Source organism: Tenuibacillus multivorans (assembly GCF_900103915.1).
Taxonomy (GTDB): domain Bacteria; phylum Bacillota; class Bacilli; order Bacillales; family Alkalibacillaceae; genus Tenuibacillus; species Tenuibacillus multivorans.
This window is the reverse complement of the sequence record NZ_FNIG01000011.1, coordinates 63,862-84,274: the sequence shown is the minus strand read 5'-3', so window position 1 is coordinate 84,274 and position 20,413 is coordinate 63,862. Positions and strand designations below refer to the sequence as shown.

General features: G+C 37.9%; 19 protein-coding genes, 1 rRNA gene, 3 pseudogenes and 1 riboswitch. Of the genes and pseudogenes, 5 read left to right on the top strand and 18 right to left on the bottom strand.

Features of this window, described 5'->3' with window-relative positions; genetic code table 11:
• Together BLP77_RS14105 and BLP77_RS14100 are read right to left on the bottom strand one after the other, a co-directional pair.
• Positions 1 to 279 (bottom strand): 16S ribosomal RNA (locus BLP77_RS14105); the annotation flags it as partial.
• Positions 280 to 691: 412 nt separating this feature from the next.
• Complete coding sequence (locus BLP77_RS14100; RefSeq protein WP_307723653.1) at positions 692 to 925, bottom strand: hypothetical protein; 234 nt, start codon at positions 923 to 925, stop codon at positions 692 to 694.
• Positions 926 to 1,063: 138 nt separating this feature from the next.
• Here BLP77_RS14100 and BLP77_RS14095 point away from each other — a divergent pair, with 138 nt between their 5' ends.
• Entirely contained in the window at positions 1,064 to 1,819 is a 756-nt protein-coding gene (locus tag BLP77_RS14095; RefSeq protein WP_093857770.1) for a polysaccharide deacetylase family protein, read from the top strand.
• An 8-nt stretch (positions 1,820 to 1,827) separates the two neighbouring features.
• Here the strand turns inward: BLP77_RS14095 and BLP77_RS14090 are convergent, their stop codons facing one another.
• The gene (locus BLP77_RS14090; RefSeq protein WP_093857769.1) at positions 1,828 to 2,472 is read right to left on the bottom strand and encodes a KinB-signaling pathway activation protein; all 645 of its coding nucleotides are present in this window, start codon (positions 2,470 to 2,472) and stop codon (positions 1,828 to 1,830) included.
• Positions 2,473 to 2,609: 137 nt separating this feature from the next.
• Between BLP77_RS14090 and gerD the strand changes: the two genes are divergently transcribed.
• Positions 2,610 to 3,281, top strand: coding sequence for a spore germination lipoprotein GerD (gerD, locus tag BLP77_RS14085; RefSeq protein ID WP_093857768.1), 672 nt, complete (start codon positions 2,610 to 2,612; stop codon positions 3,279 to 3,281).
• A gap of 161 nt (positions 3,282 to 3,442) precedes the next feature.
• On the opposite strand, the gene BLP77_RS14080 is transcribed toward gerD, so the two are convergent.
• From BLP77_RS14080 to BLP77_RS16295, 10 genes and pseudogenes are all read right to left on the bottom strand, one after another.
• Entirely contained in the window at positions 3,443 to 4,498 is a 1,056-nt protein-coding gene (locus tag BLP77_RS14080; RefSeq protein WP_093857767.1) for an Mrp/NBP35 family ATP-binding protein, read from the bottom strand.
• 84 nt (positions 4,499 to 4,582) lie between these two features.
• Positions 4,583 to 5,308, bottom strand: a complete 726-nt coding sequence (gene cwlD, locus BLP77_RS14075; protein WP_093857766.1) for an N-acetylmuramoyl-L-alanine amidase CwlD — start codon at positions 5,306 to 5,308, stop codon at positions 4,583 to 4,585.
• Positions 5,309 to 5,407: 99 nt separating this feature from the next.
• Positions 5,408 to 6,334 (bottom strand): oligopeptide ABC transporter permease, encoded by a 927-nt coding sequence (gene opp4C / locus BLP77_RS14070; protein WP_093857765.1) that lies wholly within the window; start codon positions 6,332 to 6,334, stop codon positions 5,408 to 5,410.
• Positions 6,335 to 6,344: 10 nt separating this feature from the next.
• Complete coding sequence (locus BLP77_RS14065) at positions 6,345 to 7,307, bottom strand: ABC transporter permease (RefSeq protein WP_093857764.1); 963 nt, start codon at positions 7,305 to 7,307, stop codon at positions 6,345 to 6,347.
• A 104-nt stretch (positions 7,308 to 7,411) separates the two neighbouring features.
• Positions 7,412 to 9,244 carry an ABC transporter substrate-binding protein gene (locus BLP77_RS14060; protein ID WP_245686895.1) on the bottom strand — a complete coding sequence of 611 codons (1,833 nt, stop codon included), beginning with the start codon at positions 9,242 to 9,244 and terminating at the stop codon, positions 7,412 to 7,414.
• A 94-nt stretch (positions 9,245 to 9,338) separates the two neighbouring features.
• A complete protein-coding gene (locus BLP77_RS14050) occupies positions 9,339 to 10,352 on the bottom strand; it encodes an ABC transporter ATP-binding protein (protein WP_093857761.1) in 1,014 nt (337 codons plus the stop codon).
• 11 nt (positions 10,353 to 10,363) lie between these two features.
• Entirely contained in the window at positions 10,364 to 11,341 is a 978-nt protein-coding gene (locus BLP77_RS14045) for an ABC transporter ATP-binding protein (RefSeq protein ID WP_093857760.1), read from the bottom strand.
• 625 nt (positions 11,342 to 11,966) lie between these two features.
• A complete protein-coding gene (locus tag BLP77_RS14040; protein WP_093857759.1) occupies positions 11,967 to 12,569 on the bottom strand; it encodes a hypothetical protein in 603 nt (200 codons plus the stop codon).
• Positions 12,570 to 12,954: 385 nt separating this feature from the next.
• A pseudogene (gene rpsI / locus BLP77_RS14035) lies at positions 12,955 to 13,020 on the bottom strand (30S ribosomal protein S9); the annotation flags it as partial.
• 572 nt (positions 13,021 to 13,592) lie between these two features.
• The gene (locus BLP77_RS16295) at positions 13,593 to 13,751 is read right to left on the bottom strand and encodes a DUF7667 family protein (protein WP_425427844.1); all 159 of its coding nucleotides are present in this window, start codon (positions 13,749 to 13,751) and stop codon (positions 13,593 to 13,595) included.
• A 575-nt stretch (positions 13,752 to 14,326) separates the two neighbouring features.
• Between BLP77_RS16295 and BLP77_RS15910 the strand changes: the two genes are divergently transcribed.
• Complete coding sequence (locus BLP77_RS15910; RefSeq protein ID WP_176753091.1) at positions 14,327 to 14,464, top strand: hypothetical protein; 138 nt, start codon at positions 14,327 to 14,329, stop codon at positions 14,462 to 14,464.
• 252 nt (positions 14,465 to 14,716) lie between these two features.
• Positions 14,717 to 15,661, top strand: a pseudogene (locus BLP77_RS14020) (IS256 family transposase); the annotation flags it as partial.
• Between the two features lie 604 nt (positions 15,662 to 16,265).
• Here BLP77_RS14020 and BLP77_RS14015 read toward each other — a convergent pair.
• Entirely contained in the window at positions 16,266 to 16,706 is a 441-nt protein-coding gene (locus BLP77_RS14015) for a hypothetical protein (RefSeq protein WP_143001449.1), read from the bottom strand.
• Between the two features lie 49 nt (positions 16,707 to 16,755).
• On the opposite strand from BLP77_RS14015, the pseudogene BLP77_RS14010 reads away from it, so the two are divergent.
• A pseudogene (locus tag BLP77_RS14010) lies at positions 16,756 to 16,950 on the top strand (tyrosine-type recombinase/integrase); the annotation flags it as partial.
• 159 nt (positions 16,951 to 17,109) lie between these two features.
• Here the strand turns inward: BLP77_RS14010 and rpsI (BLP77_RS14005) are convergent.
• The 4 genes from rpsI (BLP77_RS14005) to purD all read right to left on the bottom strand — a co-directional run bounded on the left by rpsI (BLP77_RS14005) (position 17,110) and on the right by purD (position 20,358).
• Complete coding sequence (rpsI, locus tag BLP77_RS14005; RefSeq protein WP_093857753.1) at positions 17,110 to 17,502, bottom strand: 30S ribosomal protein S9; 393 nt, start codon at positions 17,500 to 17,502, stop codon at positions 17,110 to 17,112.
• A 21-nt stretch (positions 17,503 to 17,523) separates the two neighbouring features.
• A complete protein-coding gene (gene rplM, locus BLP77_RS14000; RefSeq protein ID WP_093857752.1) occupies positions 17,524 to 17,961 on the bottom strand; it encodes a 50S ribosomal protein L13 in 438 nt (145 codons plus the stop codon).
• Positions 17,962 to 18,120: 159 nt separating this feature from the next.
• Positions 18,121 to 18,963: a bifunctional 5,10-methylenetetrahydrofolate dehydrogenase/5,10-methenyltetrahydrofolate cyclohydrolase gene (locus BLP77_RS13995; protein WP_371859606.1), complete on the bottom strand. Its 843-nt coding sequence runs from the start codon at positions 18,961 to 18,963 to the stop codon at positions 18,121 to 18,123.
• A gap of 46 nt (positions 18,964 to 19,009) precedes the next feature.
• Positions 19,010 to 19,092: riboswitch (ZMP/ZTP riboswitch) on the bottom strand.
• The gene (gene purD, locus BLP77_RS13990; RefSeq protein WP_093857750.1) at positions 19,093 to 20,358 is read right to left on the bottom strand and encodes a phosphoribosylamine--glycine ligase; all 1,266 of its coding nucleotides are present in this window, start codon (positions 20,356 to 20,358) and stop codon (positions 19,093 to 19,095) included.
• Between the last annotated feature and the right edge of the window lie 55 nt (positions 20,359 to 20,413).

Here is a 20,413-nt window from a genome sequence, read left to right as displayed (position 1 = left end):
CCCACCAACTAACTAATGCGCCGCGGGCCCATCTGTAAGTAGTAGCATATGCCACCTTTCAACATCGAATCATGCGATTCGATGAATTATCCGGTATTAGCCCCGGTTTCCCGGAGTTATCCCAGTCTTACAGGCAGGTTGCCCACGTGTTACTCACCCGTCCGCCGCTCGTTCCACAGACGTCCTCCCGAAGGATTCTGTCTGCTTCCCGCGCTCGACTTGCATGTATTAGGCACGCCGCCAGCGTTCGTCCTGAGCCAGGATCAAACTCTCCATAAAAGTTTGATTGGCTTATTTGTCCTCAAGTTTTATTTCCCAATCGAAAAATAAAACGGAATTGACTACAGGCTATTTTGTTTAGTTTTCAAGGTTCGAAATCACTGTCGTGTTTTGACGACGAGATTAAATGTAACATAGGGCCAAAGAGATGTCAATGCGTTTTTAAAAACTTTTTCAATCCCTTATCGCCTTATTTTTTTGCCCCGTTTTTGATGACGAAAATTATACTATCATAGCCTTTATGATATGACAATACATTTTTATATTTTTTATTGATTCGAAAATTTTCCAATTAAACATACCTGACCGGTACTTGTCTCCTAGGTTTCTCATACACATACTTAAAACAGGAATTATCTATAGGAAAGTAATAATGCCAGGCTATGTACAAAGCCTGACATGACGTTTTAACTTAATTGACATGGGGGAAATTTTTCTTCGGTGTATATTGTAAACATGATGAGTGGTTGGCTATTCGCCTAAAGATATTAAATAAGGTTGTATATCGTTCTTTGATCGCTTCCTTAACTTGTTTGTCCATGTTTTGATAATTAAAGTCAAATATTAATTCATCCATTTCTCTTCTTAGTAAGTATTCTATTTCTTTTTGCTCCTGTTCACTCACCATCATTCCTAACAAAATCATTCACATCCAATCCATATCTTTTTTCTGTCATAATCTTCATTCTAACCATAATCTTAATGATTATGAGTTTATCCATTCTAAAAGTATGCATTCATTCATATATATATTTCAAAAGAATTAAAAAGGTTGGGTGTGCTTATGTTTTTTGTTTACAATTGGACAAGCTGGAAAAAATGGATGGTCTTAGCCTTACTTGGTATTGTTGTATATATTTCGTACCACCTCTCCTCAACATATGTTTTTCAACCAAATGCTTCTGCCCAACAAACTGGAGCGATTACCAAAAGCCTTAAAGATGAACAGGAAATCGCGATTACTGTAAATGTGGCTTGGGGCGACGATGTCATTGTAGAGATTTTGGATGTGTTGAAACAAAAAAACATTAAAGCGACATTCTTCATTAATGGTGAATGGGCATTAAGAAATGAAGAGATTGCGAAATTAATTATTGAAGAGAACCATGAAGTAGGATTATTAGGTTTTTATAATGATCCGTATGAAGATCGGACACAAAATAAAATTACTGAAGATATTGAACATGGCGAAGAGACTTTAAAAAAACTTGAATATGAACCGCTCACCTTAGTTCGCCCTCCCGAAAACAAATATAATAAGTCAGTTGTTCAGCACATTAATGAATTAGGTTATCGGACGATTTTCTGGAGCCATTTTGCGAGCATTGAACCAGACTCAGATCCTAATCAAAAAAGCGAGGAATTAGCTAACAGTTTATCGAATGGTGATATTATTCTCTTTAAGGCTGAAGATAATTTAACAGCTGTTCCGGAAGTTATTAGCCGTGTGATTGACCAAAAACAAAGTGAAGGCTTTAATTTTACGACAGTAACCGAATTATTATCCCCTGCTAAAATCAAATTAAACCCAATAGAATAGGGTAGCGTTTATTGGCTACCCTTTTTCTTCTTATTATTGGTATTATCTTCCTCAGCAGGTCCTTCATTAAAACCTACGATTCGATGTAAGGTTAATAATTGATAAGTATTACATGCTAGTAGTGGGACAATCATGAGCATAATCCATTCAGTCTCACCAACGCGTAAGACTGGAATCCATTCGACGGTTGTCACTACAATCATAAAAAATAAAGCTGGTAAAAAAGCACGTGGATGAGTTTCTTTTACTTTTATCTTCGCTACTGCATAACTAATAATGAGTAACAGAGCTGTTACAATTATGTAGGACATTAAACTTCCTTCATCTGCAGTGTTTGTATATCTTAAGTAAACTAAGTCAAATAATACAACTAATATTAAAAGAATTTGCACATGCTTCCAAAAGAATCCAAAGAAACCACGACCAAACTGATTAATTGTCAAATAAGCAAAGAAACCAGCTTGACTAATGACACTATAGACAAGTCCCCAAACCACAAACCAAAAGACTGCACCTGTTAATTCCCACAGATTAAATGGATCAAGATATGGTGAATAGGCATATGGTTGGACGACAAAGCTTGTTATTACCGTCGTTACGGCTCCAATAAGTAAAGCCGTCAGGAAAAATTTAAGCCACTTTCGTATTGTCACAACTTCTCCCCCTAAACTTTTCATTACGTTCGTATTTTATCATGTATTGCCTGATATTGCTGTCTTCAATTGTGTATATTTTTTCACATCCATCTAATATTAACAAGTAAATAGGCTAATGTTAAGGAGTCAATTTTATGAAGAATAGTCTCATTTTATGGATGATAGCCATATTATTGATTAGTGGTTGTGCACAGCAGGGTGGTAGCAGTTCACAGCAAGGTAACCCTGATTATGAGGCAACTAAGAAAATGGTTGTCGATATATTGAAAACAGAAGACGGTAAAAAAGCCGTCAAAGAATTATTAGCGAAAGAGGATATGAAACAACAGCTTGTGATTGATTCTGACGTTGTCAAACAATCAGTCGAACAAATCATGAGTGAGGAAAAAGGTAAGGAATTTTGGAAAAAGCTTTTTGAAGACCCTTCATTTGTTCAAGCCTATGTTAAAGCCACCCAAGAGTCCGATAAAAAGTTAATAAAAGGATTAATGAATGACTCAACTTATCAACAACAAATGATCCAACTCTTCCAAAATGAAGAGATGCAAAAGATGCTACAATCTGCCTTAAAAAGCCAACAGTTCCGCGAGCACCTTGAGAAAACGATCCAGGAGACGTTGAATAGTCCACTGTTTAAAGCACGTATGACCGAAATTTTATTAAAAGCTGCCGAAGAACAGCAACAGCAACAAGGCGGCGGCCAAGGCCAAGACCAACAACAAGGTGGCGGTGGTGGCCAAGGCGGCGGTCAAGGCGGTGGCCAAGGTGGTGGCGGCGGTGGAGGTCAAAGCAGCGGTGGAGGATAATTCTCCACGACCTTTACCTACCTACACGAACCTACCGTTTGACGAGCCTTTCAGGTAAAGTCAGAGATGTCGTTTCACTTATGCAGCAGGTAAGTTAAACCCCACCTATAACTGCACAAAAAAGCCTGTCGCTTAAAATCAAAAGCGACAGGCTTTAAAAATTATTTACCACATCTTTTATTAATTTTATTCGCAATACTTAAGAAAATTTTACCTGTTGGATGATCCTCTTGGTATATACCAGGGGCAAAAACATCCTCTTCCTCATAAGGTTGTTGCAATGGGAGACGCCCTAAAACCTCAGTTTCGAGCACCTCAGCTAGTTTATCGCCTCCACCTTCACCAAACACGTATTCACGTTGACCAGTAATGGCACTTTCGAAGTAAGACATATTCTCAACAATACCGATTAATTCATGCTCTGCTTTGATCGCCATTTGCCCGGCACGCGCTGCAACAAATGCTGCAGTTGGGTGTGGAGTTGTCACGATAACCTGTTTAGAAGAAGGTAATAATTCTTGAACGTCTAAGGCAATATCACCTGTTCCAGGGGGTAAGTCTAATAGTAAGTAGTCCAGGTCGCCCCATTCTACCTCTTTAAAGAAGCTTGTTAGCATTTTCCCTAACATTGGGCCACGCCATATAATAGGAGAATTATCCTCGACAAAAAAGCCCATTGAAATCACTTGAACACCAAAGCGCTCAACTGGAATGATTTTTTCGCCACGTACCTGTGGTCGGTTTTCAATCCCCATCATATCCGGAACACTAAAACCGTAAATATCTGCGTCCACAATGCCTACCTTCTTGCCTAAGCGAGCTAGTGCAATAGCGAGGTTAACGGTCACAGTGGATTTACCAACCCCACCTTTTCCGCTCGCGATCGAAATGAATTGTGTTCCCGTTTGTCCAATTAAGTTCGCTTCTTTTTCTTCGTTAGCAGCTTCTAAGTATTCTTTACGTTGCTCTTCTGGTAATTCTGTAAAACGAAGACCGACAGTTGCCACACCTTCTTTTTTCAGCATACCGACAATCTCCTGCTGCAATTGCATTTGTTCAGATGAATTCGGCTCCGTTAATGCAATCTTAATACTGACGTGATTTTTATCTTCTTTAAGTTTTATATTTTCAATCGCTCCGGTTTCCTCAAATGTTTTATGTATATGAGGGTCCTTTACCGGATTGAGAAGCTCTCTAATATGTTCTTCAGTAATCAAGTGATACACCTTCCTTATCAATTTTATGTTAAAAACTAACCTTCTCTACTATCACGGCTAGTATAACATAAAAGCACAAAATCCTCAGTTCACATGATTACTTGTCTCTTGAACGCCACTCACGTATTCAATGATGCCTTGATAAATCCCAAAAGCTAATTCACGCTGATAATCTTCGTCGACTAACCTTGTACGATCTTCGGCGTTTGATAAGAAACCCATTTCAATTAACGTCGATACGGCATCTGTATGCTTTAAAATATAAATGCTTGAAGTTGCATGTGCCACACGTTTACTATCTGTTACTTCCCTGATTCGTTTTTGTACAGCTACAGCCAATTCTTTATTTCTTTCATCTTCTGGATAGTAAAAGGCTTGACCACCACGCCAGCGTTTGTCGTGTAATGAATTTAAATGAATACTTACTAATATATCGGCAACTTTCTCTTGTATAAAGTCAACTCTTCTTCTAATATCATAGGCCTTCCGTTTGGAATAACCCTTCATATCCTTTGGTGCGAGGTCCTTGTCCGTTTCACGTGTTAAATACACAACTGCTCCCGCTTGTTGTAAATAATCACGTAGAAATTTAGCCGTATCTAACGTAATCGATTTTTCCTTTATATCACTATAATCGGCTCCTCCGTCAACACCACCATGGCCGGGATCAAGCACAATCACTTTCCCAGCTAACGGCATTGTCACATCCGTATCCTGAGATTGAAGAAACGAAGGGAGTGGATAACGTAATAAGTATAATAATAAGACCAAACCTAAAAGCCAAAGCAATACCATAACAATCCGCTTCATGATTAAACCTCCTCGTCTAACTATATGGATGAGCGGTTTAAAATATGAAACATAACTATTACGAAATAAAAAAATCCTACTGACTTAATATCAGCAGGATTATCGTTGATTACTTTTCGGATCAAAGGCGTCACGTAGCCCATCACCAATAAAGTTGATTGCTAATACGGTTACAAGAATACAAAGGCCCGGTGGTATCCAAGTATACCAATGTTCTCTTAAAATCCGGACACTCATGGCCTCAGTTAACATATTCCCCCAAGTTGGTTGAGGTTGCGGAATCCCCATTCCGATAAAGCTAAGTCCTGATTCGGCTATAATCATAATCGCAACCATTAGTGTTGCGTTTACAACAATCGGACCAATCGCATTCGGAATCATATGTCTAAAAATAATGCGCATATCTGATGCACCAATCGATCTAGCTCCTAACACAAACTCTTGTTCTCGTAATGATAAGAACGAACCTCTTATAATACGGGTTAAGTTTGGCCAACTCACTAATGCTATAATCGTGACAAACAACGTTATCGTGATATTCTCAACAAGTGACATAATCGTTAACGCCAATACTAAGAACGGCAAGGCTAATACGAGGTCGGTAAATCGCATAATTAAGCCATCAATTTTACCACCGTAATACCCTGAAATCGACCCCAAAATAACACCAATAATTAACGTAAAAAACATAGCACTAAATCCGACAATTAATGATATCCTCGAACCATAAAGTAGACGTGCCCAGTTATCTCGACCTGAACCATCTGTACCCAATATATGCTCAGAACTTGGTGGCCGTTCAATCATTAACATTTCACTATCTGTCGGATCATGATCCGTTAATAAGGGCGCAGCTAAAGAGGCCAAAATTATGATAACTAATGTAACAACCCCAATCACAGCTAGTTTATTTTTCATAAAACGTCTTAAGGCAAGCTGATATGGACTTTTACCTACCTCATCTGAAGATTTATCCTCCGTATATTCCGGGCTATTATTCGGTGTTTTGACTGTCTCTGTGTCCATGTTATTCACCTCAATCGTATCGAATTCTCGGATCTACAACGCTGTAGAAAATATCCGCCAATAAATTACCAACCAATATAAATATTCCAAATATCAATGCTAATGCCATGACAATTGGATAATCACGGTTGATAATGGCATCTAGAAATAATGTACCGAGACCCGGATAGTTAAATACTTGCTCAGTAATGACCGCTCCACCGATTAACACACCAAACTCAAAGCCCATGAGTGTGATAATAGGGATTAAAGCATTTCGTAATGTATGCTTGTATAAGACATTACGATCTGACATACCTTTTGCTTTGGCCGTTCTAATATAGTCACTTCCTAATACATCCAACACCTCAGACCGCATATAACGCATATATGTAGCAGTCCCTGCAAGTCCTAAAGTAATACCAGGCAATATCATGTGATGTATCCGGTCTATAAACTCTTCCAGACCAGAAACATCTGTTCCACTGACTGTTCCCTGAGCAGGGAACCATCCGAATTGAATAGATAAAAAATAAATAGCAAGTAAGCCAAAAAAGAAATTAGGAATAGCTAGCCCAAGAAAACTAAAACCTGTTGCACCGTAATCTAATAATGAATAAGGATTTCTTGCAGAATATATACCTATTGGAATAGCCACGATTAAGGTAAAGAATAATGCAACGATACCAAGATAAATCGTATTCCAAAAACGGACTTTTATTAGATCCATAACTGGTCGTTGATTATAAACGATTGATTCACCAAAATCCCCTTGTACCGCGCTACTAACCCAGCGAAAATATTGAACAGGTATTGGATCATTTAACCCTAGCGCTTCCTTCCTTTCTTCAAAAACAGATCGATCAATATTAGGATCAAGCATCGTTGTAAAAGGATCCCCAGGGGCTGCTTTGGATAAAGCAAATACCACAACTGACAACGCAAATAACATCGGTATAAATATTAAAATTCTTCGAATGATATATTTGTACATACAATTCCTCCCTGTTCAAAAAAGGGGATGGGAATGCAGTTAACCGCATTCCCAAAATTTTGATTAACCTTCAAACATCACTTCTACCTCTTACACGCTCATTATTATTGAGCGTCACTTACCCACCATAGATGTGGATTATTAGCGAAAGCGTACGGTAATGGGTCTACACCATTCAGACGCTCATTAAATGCATAGATTTTGTTTTGCGCATAAAGTAATACGGCTGGTAAATCCGTCGCGAATAAGTTCTGCCATTCACCATAAACTTCTGTACGGTATTCCTGGTCAAATGCTTCTGGCGCTTGTAACGCTTGGGAAATTAACTCATCTGACTCAGGGTTATTCCAACGAGACATATTGTATGCTGCTTCGATAGACCATAACCCACTCGGGTCTGGGTCACCACTACCAAGTGACCAACCAATTAGATATAAATCAATTTCTTGCTCATCATCACTTGTCATAATATCTTCTGTGTAAGCTGTCATTTCTTTAGGTTGCATTAAATTAACATTAATACCGACTTCTTCTAAGTTTTCTTCAATAACCGGCGCTGATCTTTCACGGATTTGGTTACCTGTTGGAAAGGCTAAATCAAGAACCCATTCATCACCATTTGGCATATCTCTCCAACCGTCGCCATCAGCATCTACATAACCAGCATCGTCTAACATTTGGTTCGCTGTATCTTGGTTATGTTCGTACTGAGGAACATCCTCTGTATAAGCCCAGAATTGCTGTGCAATGGGTGCGTTAATAACACTTCCGCGACCGTATAATAGACCTTCAACTAAACCAGGACGGTCAATCGCATATGCAATAGCCTGGCGAACCTGTTGATCAGCAACATTTGGGTTTTCGACCCAGTTATTCGGGTTGATGGTACCTGATTCAACATCCTCCGTTGTACGATAATTCATTTTGAAGCCCATTAGCTGATAACCAAAGTCAGTTTGTTCAATGATTTCGACGTTATCATAACCCGACACCATTTCATAATCGGCAGCTGGAACTCCACTAGGGTCGGCAACAAAATCAATTTCACCATTCTCTAATAAACTACTAATGACAGATTGATCATTAATTTGCCAAGTAATTCTTTCGAGATAAGGTTTACCTTGCCAATAATCATCATGACGAGTTAAAACGTATTGTTCACGTTCAACCATATCCGTAAAGGCAAACGGACCTGTACCAATAACTTCACCTGGCTCTAGAGTCGCCGCATGTGTTGGCATATCCCCAATCGCTACACCTTCAAATACGTGCTGTGGAATAATCGAGTAACTAGCATAATAAAGTGGGTTTACATTCGGCTCCGCAAAATGGAATGTAACCGTATATTCGTCTTCTGCTGTTACACCTGCAAATGTATCTGTTTCCCCAGCGTTGAATTCGGCATAACCTTCAAGCGGTGTAACAAACGCCGTGCGGATACCTCCGGCTTCAACATATCCTGGAGATGCAATGGATTCATAAGTAAAGACAACATCTTCTGCTGTGAATTCTTCACCATCATGCCACGTAACGCCTTCTTCTAAATAAAGTGTTAATTCTGTTTGGTCTTCGTTCAACTCCCAATCGTGTGCTAATTCCGGGATAAACTCAAGGTTATCGTTCTGGCCGACTAATGATTCATGTGTAAAATCTAGAATATTGGCCTCATATGCTTCTGAATAGAAGATTGGGTTAAATACTCCTGCCGGTGCTGTGTCCATCGCACCAATAAGTTCTCCACCTTCAACCGGTTCATCACTTGTTTCCTCAGCTGGTTCTTCTTCCTCAGCCGGCTCCTCTTCTTCTGCAGGATCCTCAGTCTCAGCAGGCTCTTCTTCATCGCCCGGATCTGAACCACCTTCTTCATTACAAGCAGCCAGTAGGAATGCAAATAATGATAGTACAATTAGTAAATACCAAAGTTTCTTGTTTAACAAACATAATCCCCCCTTAAAATATTTAGAAAAATAACGCAAAGCATAAAACCTAATACCTCCCCGTTAATCACCCCCTAAAAGTATGTAAAAGCAATTACGCTTCATCATCATATAAGTGACAAGCGACATAATGGCCATCACCTTTATGAATGAGTTCAGGCCTTTCCACCGCGCAGCGTTCATGCGCCATTGGACACCTTGTTCTAAAGGCACAACCACTCGGTGGATTAGATGGACTTGGTAAATCACCTTCGAGCTTGATAACCTCACGTTCACGGTCAACATCGGTATCTGGAATAGATGACAGTAATGCCTGTGTATAAGGATGTAATGGTTCTTCATAAATAGCCTTCTTAGGCGCTATTTCTACCAATCTACCTAAATACATGACCCCAACACGGTCACTAATATGTTTAACCACACTCAAATCATGCGAAATGAATAGATACGTTAACCCAAATTCTTCTTGTAGGTCGGCCATTAAGTTTAAGACTTGCGCCTGAATAGACACATCTAGTGCTGAGACAGCCTCATCAGCTATGACAAACTTCGGATTAATGGCTAATGCCCGTGCAATACTAATCCTTTGGCGTTGCCCGCCTGAGAACTCGTGTGGATATTTCAAACGATCACTCGGTCTTAAGCCGACGACTTTAAGTAAGGAATTCACCTTTTCTTTTCGCTCATCTTTGCTTAAATCCGTTTGTATTAATAAAGGCTCTTCAATGAGTTGCTCAATACTCATCTTTGTATTTAATGACGCAAAAGGGTCTTGGAAGACAATCTGCATATCACGTCGAATGGGTCGCATCTTCTTGTTATTTAGTTTAGTTATGTCTTGATCTTCAAAGAATATATTTCCTTCTGTAGAATCTAACAATTTCAATATCACTCGACCTAGTGTCGATTTACCTGAACCTGATTCTCCAACTATCCCTAATGTTTCACCTTGTTTAATATCAAATGTTACGCCATCGACGGCTTTTACATGTCCAATCGTACGCTTTAAAATGCCACCCTTAATCGGGAAATACTTTTTTAGATTTTCTACTTTTACAATTGATTCCTGTTCGGTTTGTGTCATTTTTTTCTCTTCAACTGTTGCCATGTTTAGCCTCCTTATTCATCGGTATATAAATAACAGCGTACAGAGTGTTCATGATCTAATTGAATCAAGTCTGGGTTAGACTCAAAGCATTGATCCATAGCATGTGGGCACCGACTTGAAAAACGACACCCTTTCGGAAAACTATGGGCTGGTGGAACCGTGCCACGAATCGTTCCGAGTCTTTCCTCTTCCTTATAAATGCTAGGAAGACTTTCCATCAAGCCACTCGTATAAGGATGCTTAGACTCTTTAAACAACCTTTTCTTAGGCGCTTCTTCTACGATTTGTCCACCGTACATGACAAGGACTCGGTCGGCATACTCGGCCACAACCCCTAAATCATGGGTGATGAGTAACAAAGCCATATCCAGTTTTTCTTTCATTTCATTCATCAAATCGATAATTTGGGCTTGTATAGTCACGTCCAATGCGGTTGTTGGTTCATCCGCTATTAATAGTTTTGGTTCACAGGATATCGCAATCGCGATCATTGCCCGTTGCCTCATCCCACCGGATAATTGATGGGGATACTCATCAAAGGTATCCTCCGCACGTGGAAAGCCAACCATTTTCAAAAGCTCAATCGCCCGTCTGCGAGCTTGTTTTTTGTTCATCTTTTTATGTTTTCTTAGCACCTCGGATATCTGGTTTCCTATGGTGTAGACTGGATTCAACGCCGTCATGGGCTCCTGGAAGATCATCGCTACATCATTTCCACGAACCTTTGTCATTTGTTTATCTGATAAATTAAGTAAATTTTGACCTAATAAACTAATAGTTCCGTCAACAATCTTTCCTGGTTTATTAATTAATTGCATGATGGATAGTGAAGTTATACTTTTTCCACTGCCAGACTCACCAACCAATGCAACTGTTTCACCAGCATTTACCGTAAGATCAACATCATCAACGGCCCTTGCAACCTTTTGATCATCGAGATAAAAATAAGTCTTTAAATCTTTTACATCCAATACCTTCTCGTCCGCCAAATTGCAACACCCCAATTTTGAAATATCATGATTTTACTGAAATAAGTTGTAGTTCTTTAAGCCTAAGTAAAAATTACAAGCAAATAAGAATCTTCCTATTTAAAATAAATATTTTTGCTATGAATTAATATAAACAGACTTTCTAAATTTTTTCAATATTAAAACAGTAATTAATTTTCAGTTATTTTGTCGAATATTTAAGTTATTTGTCGAACAAACGCAAAAACAGAACGATTGTTTGCTATTTAATGGAAAATGTTTAGAAAGGCGTAACATTCGGGGGTCGAATTTTTCGTGGTTTGAAGTATGTGAGGGTGCTTTCAGGCAAAGAATAATAAATCCACTAAAGATGGGGTCAGAATAATTAAAGAACTATTTGAGAAAACGCCTATGACTCAGTACGAAACAAGCAAAAAGAAGATTTAATCATAAAAGCAGGTATATTGTATTCGCAGCTAAAAAATTTAACTCCTGGTAAAAGTTCAGCTAGTGATTATCAAAAAGCCTTCGATCATTACAATGAGGGAATAGAAGACTAAAATAGGACTTATAAAAAATAAATTAACCAAGTAGCCGATTGAATAACTACTCAGTCATGGTCTGTTTCTATCCTATAATTTATCATTTAAGGATTATCAATTAATTCTTCAAGTTCTTTTAGGTCATGGTTAAAGTCATCAATTAACCCTAATATCTCGGATTGGGAGTGCTCCCTTAGTACAGCTTGTGGGTTCCCTATGACATTATAAAGATTAAGATGCCTAGATGATACACCTGTAACATCCATATATTCAGCTAATTTGGTTAATTGTGAGGAAAGTTCTTCTTTATTAATTTCATCCATTTGTCCACTTGTTAATAACTCATTTAGTTCAAATGTAGCGTTATCCAATCTTAGAAAAATATTATGTAGTTTTGTACCTTCCGATTCAGTTACTTCATCTTCGAAGTGATTGACCACATGATCTTCTACTGAATCATATAAATCAGAGCCTTTGAATATGATATACATAGAATCATGAACTCCGTTAAAGTAGTCTTGGCTTTTATTTTCATTTAACCCTTGCTCTACTAATTTGTAATATTCTCCAGTCTTTTTTAATTTGATATTCCAATTTATACTTAGACCTTCAAGTGCAGAACGCGAATCTGAATTTTCTTCGGGTATACAACCTATTAAAAATAATGAAATTAATAGCATACACGATACCATCTTGAATGGATTCATAAATGTCTCCACCTTTCTTAAATCAATAAAATGTTTTCCCTATTAATAATATACACACGGATATAACAATGACTTTCTTCACCATATCCACCCCTACATGATAAAACTTTTTCAACTCCTCTGACTTCTCATTAATTTTAACATAATATTCCAACAAATGAATGTTCTTTATACAAAAAAAGACGATCAAATTATGACCGCCTTGTTAAGGTATTGCCCCGTTTGTTGAAGTAAATAACTTTTGGATCCAAATCGATATCAACTATATTTTTTACATCAGGATTTCGACACACATGAAAGGGTGTGCCATTTGCTAAAAATAATAAAAACCCTCTCTTTTCCCAAATAAGAAAGAGAGGGTTTGAATCCTTGTATGGCAAGGCTTTTAACGTTTTGAGAACTGCGGCGCACGGCGAGCACCTTTAAGACCGTATTTCTTACGCTCTTTCATAGTGCTCATTAAATGCAATTCAACCTGATATTATAAACGTTGATATATAGACATTTTTGCAAATTTGGATTTAAGCGGTTTTAATACAATTTAATTAAAAGTGAGTCATTTGTGAGTCAAAAAAATAAAAACTGGCAGGCAATGTATAATTTTAATTCTTATTTTAGAAAATGAAACATTCAGCTATTTCATGGAAATGGTCAATAATTTGGAGTGGTTATATGAAAATAAAAGGAAACGTGAAAAGAGTAGGACAACCGATATATTTTTGGGGAAAACGCGCTCGAAAAGTTCCTTTAGATATCAAGGAAATGGTTTATGATCAGTATTATAGCATTAATACATTATTTATCTATTGTGCTTCATCATTGGGGATAATTGTCAAATGTCCATCGCATGTACTTTTGTAAAAGATGGTAGTCTTCCATTCCCTTGATCCATCTGAGCTTAAGGGGGGTTTTAAAGTTTGTGTAATAAATAAAGTAGATACCTCAAGTAAAGTAAATTGATATCCAACTAAGCTTATTTTTATTTTTCCGGTTTTTCCGGTATTTTTATATAAATATTGGGGGTTACAAATATATTTTCTCTTTTAATTCATCAATACGTTTGCATATCTCATGTTGATATTCCGTATCATTTTCTATGGAGGCAGCCAAAGATAGGTTTTCCAGAGTCGCCAACTTCTGAGCCATCTTTAGGTTCGCCTCTAAACAATGTCTAAAATCCAATCAAGTAGTGGGCTTTAACCACCAAAAGTTTCACCCATTTCAGACACACATTAAAGTAAAAACTTTCAAAATGAAATTCTAAGACTAATTTCACAAAAAATGAATTTATTTATTATTAATTTAGAAAGAGCAATAGAAGCATTAATAATTCTTTAGAACTAAATTAAAATTTATAGAAGGATTTATAAAAATTTTTAAGAATATGTAAACATATTATAAAAAAGAATTTTAGTAAATTTTATGAGTTAGCAATTTATTCATTTAAAGGTGGGTTATTTTGGTAAAAAAAATCGAAAAAATATCTGATTATTTTGGTACTATTTTCCTGCTACTCGCTATAGGAGTACGGTCAAATATACTATTTTATATTGGGGTTTTCTTGATTATAGCTTCTTGTGTTTTTGAATTTATAAACAATCCATCTAAAAAGAGTGTTATATTTTTCATTGTATTTCTTCTAGTAATTGTAATACTATGGATTTCCTTGATAGGTAATAAATTACTATTATTCTAATAAAATGGCTCTCCCCAATAAAATACTTATTTGGGTTTATATGTATCTTTGCGTATGGTGGATGAAGTACTGGAAGGGAACTACTATACCTGCTGCCATGAGAGAGGTTCAATCAGCTTATGAAACCTATCATATGATTGATTTTATAGAATCTAGCGAAGAAGTTCAATATGTAGAGGGGGAACCACCTAGTTCCTAATTCCTAGAAATTAGTTTATCCTAATTTTTATAATTTTAAATTTAAAGGTATTTAAAAAGCTCTAAATAAAATAGCGGTTTCGGTTGATGGTGAGAGACATCGCAATTGAACCCGTTTTAATGAGTGTTATATTCACTTTTTTGAGAGTGTAATCTAAACTGTGTAAGTAGAAGAGCGTACGGCTTCTACTTACCGGTTTAGATTTTTTTTATTTACCTAGACTGATTATATATGAAATTGGGAGGAATTCTAATGACGAAAATTAAGCGTGATCCGAAATCAGTCAACTTAGCTAATAAAATTATCGAAGAGTACCAACCGAAATCTGTAGAAGAGATGCAGAATGCTCTAAAAGACATTTTTGGACCAATGTTTGAAGCGATGTTAAAAGGTGAAATGAATTATCATCTTGGCTATGAATCGAATGATAAAGGTGAAAAAGAATCGCTAAATAGAAGAAATGGATATGGTAAAAAAACGTTACACACGACCTCTGGAGAAGTGAAAATAGCTACCCCTCGTGACCGTGATGGATCATTTGATCCACAACTCATTCCTAAGCGTCAAAAAGACGTTTCGGCCATTGAAGATAAAGTGATTTCCATGTATGCCAAAGGCATGTCACAACGTGACATTTCATCTACTATTGAGGATATTTATGGTTTTTCAGTTTCCCATGATATGATTTCGGATATCACAGATACAGTAATTACGGAATTAGAGGAGTGGCAATCTCGTCCGTTAAGTAACTGCTATCCCTTCCTTTTTGTTGACTGTATGTTTACAACTATTCGGAATGACTATGAAACTAAGAAGTATGCCGTATACACCATTCTAGGTTATAACATGGAAGGAAAAAAAGAGATTCTTGGCTTGTGGTTAAATGAAACAGAAAGTAAGCACAAATGGATGCAAATTTTTGATGAGATTAAGGCAAGAGGCGTCGAGGACATTTTCTTCATTTCCATGGATGGTGTCAGTGGATTAGAGGAAGGTGCTCGTGCGATTTACCCAAATGTCACTGCTCAGCGATGTATTGTCCATTTGATTCGTAATTCTCTAAAGTATGTTCCAACCAAGGACTATAAAGCCTTTACGGCCTCTCTAAAGAAAGTCTATGGTGCCCAAAGCCTAAAGGCTTGTCAGAGTGCATTCGAGTCCTTTAAACTACGGTCAATGGCAAGCAGCAAAGCTGTGGCTGGTTCTAACATCGAGTCAGGAGCTCGTATCCTTATATCCAATTGACTGCTTATTAATATGGAGAAGTTCATCTAGACGATACTACTTACACACTTTATTTGACAAACCCACTTTTTTCTGTAAATCATTACTCTTTCCGTCGACAGAGTGCTTTCATGGAAAAGTTCCCCATTATGATTCAATTCAAAATTCATAAATAACCCTACTTTATAAATGTTTTTATATTTAGACATTCCTAAGTTATCGCGATTAATCTGTTGCTCATTGGGATAAAGTTTTCTGCATGACCCAAATTTATAACGTGTCATAGGACACCAGAAATGGCTCCAGATTTATTTATTGTCTTCCTAGACCGAATTATCTTAAAAATATTAATTAAGGGCATATACGGCTTAGTAGTTATTCAGAAAGCCAATCGTAATAAAATGCCCTGGGCCTTTCGTTCTTTTGATTCTTTCTGACGTCTTTCTATTTCTATTTGCTTTCCTACCTTATAGTTCTTATGAGCCGGTAATTACGAATCCGATTGACCAATCCCCCAACGAAATATTGTCCAAATTTATGAATATGGTTCCCTTTTTCTTCTTCATTCATCATAAATTCATATTGAACTTTCTTTTAAATGTTCCCACTTGAAAAATTCCACATTATGCTTTTCTAACTCTAAAATTGTTCCTTGAATGTCCGCTCTAGGGACTATTTGGCTGTAGAGAAATTCTCCGGCTTTTTCATAAATTGGTTTCTGTTCAAGAATCTCTAAAACTTGTTGATCCGTTTTTGTAAAACTGAATTGTTTTTTCTCGCGTGTGTTATTATTTATTTCTTCTTCATCTTCTGTATTATTAATATAAGTATTACTTGTATCTCGATTTAAGATTTCTTGACTTCCCTTTTTAGGATTTCTAGAAGTCTCAAATTGAGCTTTCTTGAAATCCCAATTTGAGACTTCACTATGCCCAGCAGTATTTGCCCCTTCTTTATTAATTTCCGTTTCCTGCTCATTTATTATATATATGTCTTGTTCAGAAACCGTGGGCTTCATAAGATACAATTTATTAGGCTTACCTTGCCGTATGACTTATATCCGTAAATCCTATTTTAATGATCGATTGAAAATTATCTTTAAGAACAACCCACAATTAAAACAAATTAGTGTTCATGGATTCCGTCATACACATGCAAGTTTATTATTTGAATCGGGTGCGGAGGTTTACGAAGTTCAAGACAGACTCGGTCATGAAGACGTACAAACCACTTTTAACATTTATACACATGTTTCCAATTAATCGAAGGAAAGAACTGCTTAAAAATTTCTAGAATTTATGTCAGACAATCAAATATAAGTTATTTGTGAGTCATTTGTGAGTCATTTGTCAAAAAAACAAAAAACCCCCTCGTTTCCTCATTAGGAAAGAGAGGGTTTGAATCCTTGTATGGCAAGGCTTTTAACGTTTTGAGAACTGCGGCGCACGGCGAGCACCTTTAAGACCGTATTTCTTACGCTCTTTCGTACGTGCATCACGAGTTAAGAATCCTGCGCGTTTTAGAGTTGAACGATACTCAGGATCTGCTTCTAATAGTGCACGAGCGACACCTAAACGAATCGCACCTGCTTGACCTGTATATCCACCACCGTTAACGTTTACGAGTACATCATAGTTACCAATGTTTTCAGTTGCTTCAAGTGGTTGGTTGATGACTAAGCGTAACGTTTCGTGTGGGAAGTATTCTTCTGCATCTACATTATTAACAACAATTTTTCCGCTTCCAGGAACAAGACGAACACGAGCTACAGAGCTTTTACGACGGCCAGTTCCATAATATTGTACTTGTGCCAAAGTGTTTTACCTCCTTTTTCCTTACCCGCGAAGTTCGTAAACTTCTGGATTTTGTGCTTGATGCTTGTGTTCAGGTCCACGATAAACGTGAAGCTTTTTACCCATTTTACGTCCTAATTTGTTTTTAGGTAACATACCTTTAACAGCTAATTCAAGCATTTGTTCAGGGTATTTAGAACGCATTTCGTTCGCTGTACGTTCTTTTAAACCACCAGGGTAGTTAGTGTGGCGGTAATAGATTTTATCCGATAATTTTTTACCAGTTAAATGAACTTTATCTGCATTCACGATAATGACGTGATCACCAGTATCAACGTGTGGTGTGTAAGTTGGTTTATGTTTACCGCGAAGGATTGCGGCTACTTCTGTAGCTAAACGACCTAACGTTTGTCCTTCCGCATCAACTACATACCATTTACGCTCAACGTTGTTTTCATTAGCCATGAAAGTTGTGCGCATTTGCTTTCCCTCCTAATCAATCGATATCTCGAACATATTTTTATCTTAACACGAATAGTTTCCGGGGCTAGTCGTGGTTATGATAAAATGCCATAGAATATATTATAATATCTATGGCATGAATGTCAAGCAGTATTGGCTTTTTATATAAGGTAAATTTTAGTGTGTAACAAGGGCTTCGCTCTGCTTAATCGCTGCCTGGACCGTATGCTTTAGTAACATGGAAATCGTAACGGGCCCAATACCGCCTGGTACTGGCGTAATAGCGGAGCTTTTAGCGTAACACGTCTCATAATCAGCATCTCCTATATTACCAGGATTATAGCCTGCGTCAAGGACAATCGCACCTTCCTTTAACCATTCGCCTTTGACGAATTTTGGTTGACCAACAGCTGCGACAACTATATCTGCTTGTTTAACGACATCTGATAAGTCTTCCGTTTTGGAATGGCTAATCGTTACGGTCGCATTGCGATTTAATAGCATCATGGATACGGGCTTACCTAAAATGGGACTACGCCCGATTACGACGGCATGCTTACCTTCAATATTTAAATTGTAATAATCAATAACTTGTAAAATGGCAGCTGGCGTACAGCATGGGTAGGCTCCAAGCTGAAAGGTCGTGGCGCCAAATCCGTGAGATGTTACGCCGTCAACGTCTTTTTCTAATGTAATCGCATCAAAGGCCTGTCGTTCATTGATATGACTAGGTACTGGGTGCTGTAGTAAAATACCATGCACTGTTTCGTCTTCGTTTAACTCTTGAATGACATCTAGTAATTCATCTGTTGTCGTTTCTTCTGGCAACAAGATACGCTCCGATTCCATGCCGATTTTATGGCACGTATTAGATTTCATTTTTACATAGGTAGCAGATGCCGGATCATCACCGACTAAAATCGTCGCTAGCTTCGGTATAATCCCCCACTCCTTTAAATCATTAATCTTTTCTTTTAAATCATCCTTTACCGATTGTGCCACTTTTCTCCCGTCTAGCATTAATGGATTATTCACTTAATACCCTCCTGTTAATGAAGAGAGATGAACCCTCCGCCCAGACGACCGGCAAAAATGACATACAGCTCCCTCATGGTCGATTCCATTTTGTCGTCAGTCACTGCATGCTAATTATTTTAAAATCGTTTCAATTGATCTAGCGATATCTGTACGATAAAAAGTATCTTTTGATTTTAGCTTCTCCATCTCTTTGTAAACACGTTCACGCGCTTCTTGTAAAAAAGGTTGCTTGGATGCTAATAGTAATAATCGTCCGCCGTTTGTCTGCCACTCATTTGCAACGTGTTTAGTTCCAGCATGAAATGTTAGGATGTCTTCGTTAATTTGGGTAAGGTTTGGGATGACGTTTCCTTTTTCATAGTTTCCTGGATAGCCTTGAGAAGCTAAGACAACTCCAACCATCGCTTCATCTGACCAAGTTAAATTGATGGGTTGTTGTTGCATCACGGCTTCAATGATAGTCATGAAATCATTTTCTAGCCTAGGTAAAACAACTTGCGCCTCGGGATCACCAAAACGTGCGTTAAATTCGATAACTTTCGGCCCTTCAGAAGTATTAATCAAACCAGCGTATAAAATGCCTCGAAAAGAACGTCCTTCCTGGGCTAACGCGTTAGCCATGGGTTGTAGGATGCTTTGGATGGCTTGCTGTTTGATTGCTTCATCTATTTGTGGAACGGGTGAATACGCGCCCATCCCGCCAGTGTTAGGTCCCTGATCTTGGTCAAACGCCCGTTTATGATCTTGAGATATGTCCATTGGGTAAACTGCTGTACCGTTAACAAACGCCATAAGTGAGAACTCTTCACCGGTTAGAAATTCTTCGATCACAATCGTTTGGCTAGCTTCACCGAATTTTTGATTGCCAAGCATGGCTTCGATTGCTGTATCAGCTTCAGCAATTGTTTCTGCAATGATGACGCCTTTACCAGCCGCTAAGCCATCAGCTTTAATGACGATTGGAACGCCCGTCTGACGGACATAGTTTTTAGCTTCATCGGCGTTTATAAAGGATTCATAAGCGGCAGTTGGTATATGATATTTTTTCATAAGCCCTTTCGCAAATTGCTTGCTTCCTTCAATTAAAGCCGCTTCTTTTGTTGGGCCAAATATCGGTAAGTTTTCCTCTTGAAAACGGTTGACGACCCCATCTATGAGCGGTGCTTCTGGTCCCACGATCGTGAGTTTGATATTTTTTTCTTTGGCAAATCGGACTAAACCATCTAAATCGTTCTCATCAATTGGAGCCGTAGTGGCCACATCTTTCATGCCGTCGTTACCCGGTGTCACATAAACTTGATCGATCTTTTGACTCTGTTTTGCCTTCCATGCCATCACATGCTCTCTTCCGCCACGGCCAATAATCAGTACGTTCATAAGGACCCCCTTCGAAACTTGAATAAAAAACTGGAAAACTTAAATAATTTACCAA

Excerpts from the sequence above, each read along its gene's own strand:
- gerD (WP_093857768.1), top strand. The coding sequence starts at position 2,610 with ATGAAGAATAGTCTCATTTTATGGATGATAGCCATATTATTGATTAGT.
- cwlD (WP_093857766.1), bottom strand. The coding sequence starts at position 5,308 with ATGAAGCGGATTGTTATGGTATTGCTTTGGCTTTTAGGTTTGGTCTTA.
- rplM (WP_093857752.1), bottom strand. The coding sequence starts at position 17,961 with ATGCGCACAACTTTCATGGCTAATGAAAACAACGTTGAGCGTAAATGG.
- BLP77_RS13995 (WP_371859606.1), bottom strand. The coding sequence starts at position 18,963 with ATGCTAGACGGGAGAAAAGTGGCACAATCGGTAAAGGATGATTTAAAA.
- BLP77_RS14065 (WP_093857764.1), bottom strand. The coding sequence starts at position 7,307 with ATGTACAAATATATCATTCGAAGAATTTTAATATTTATACCGATGTTA.
- BLP77_RS14100 (WP_307723653.1), bottom strand. The coding sequence starts at position 925 with ATGATTTTGTTAGGAATGATGGTGAGTGAACAGGAGCAAAAAGAAATA.
- purD (WP_093857750.1), bottom strand. The coding sequence starts at position 20,358 with ATGAACGTACTGATTATTGGCCGTGGCGGAAGAGAGCATGTGATGGCA.
- opp4C (WP_093857765.1), bottom strand. The coding sequence starts at position 6,334 with ATGGACACAGAGACAGTCAAAACACCGAATAATAGCCCGGAATATACG.
- BLP77_RS15910 (WP_176753091.1), top strand. The coding sequence starts at position 14,327 with ATGAAGTACTGGAAGGGAACTACTATACCTGCTGCCATGAGAGAGGTT.
- BLP77_RS14040 (WP_093857759.1), bottom strand. The coding sequence starts at position 12,569 with ATGAATCCATTCAAGATGGTATCGTGTATGCTATTAATTTCATTATTT.
- BLP77_RS14015 (WP_143001449.1), bottom strand. The coding sequence starts at position 16,706 with ATGAAGCCCACGGTTTCTGAACAAGACATATATATAATAAATGAGCAG.
- BLP77_RS14095 (WP_093857770.1), top strand. The coding sequence starts at position 1,064 with ATGTTTTTTGTTTACAATTGGACAAGCTGGAAAAAATGGATGGTCTTA.
- BLP77_RS14050 (WP_093857761.1), bottom strand. The coding sequence starts at position 10,352 with ATGGCAACAGTTGAAGAGAAAAAAATGACACAAACCGAACAGGAATCA.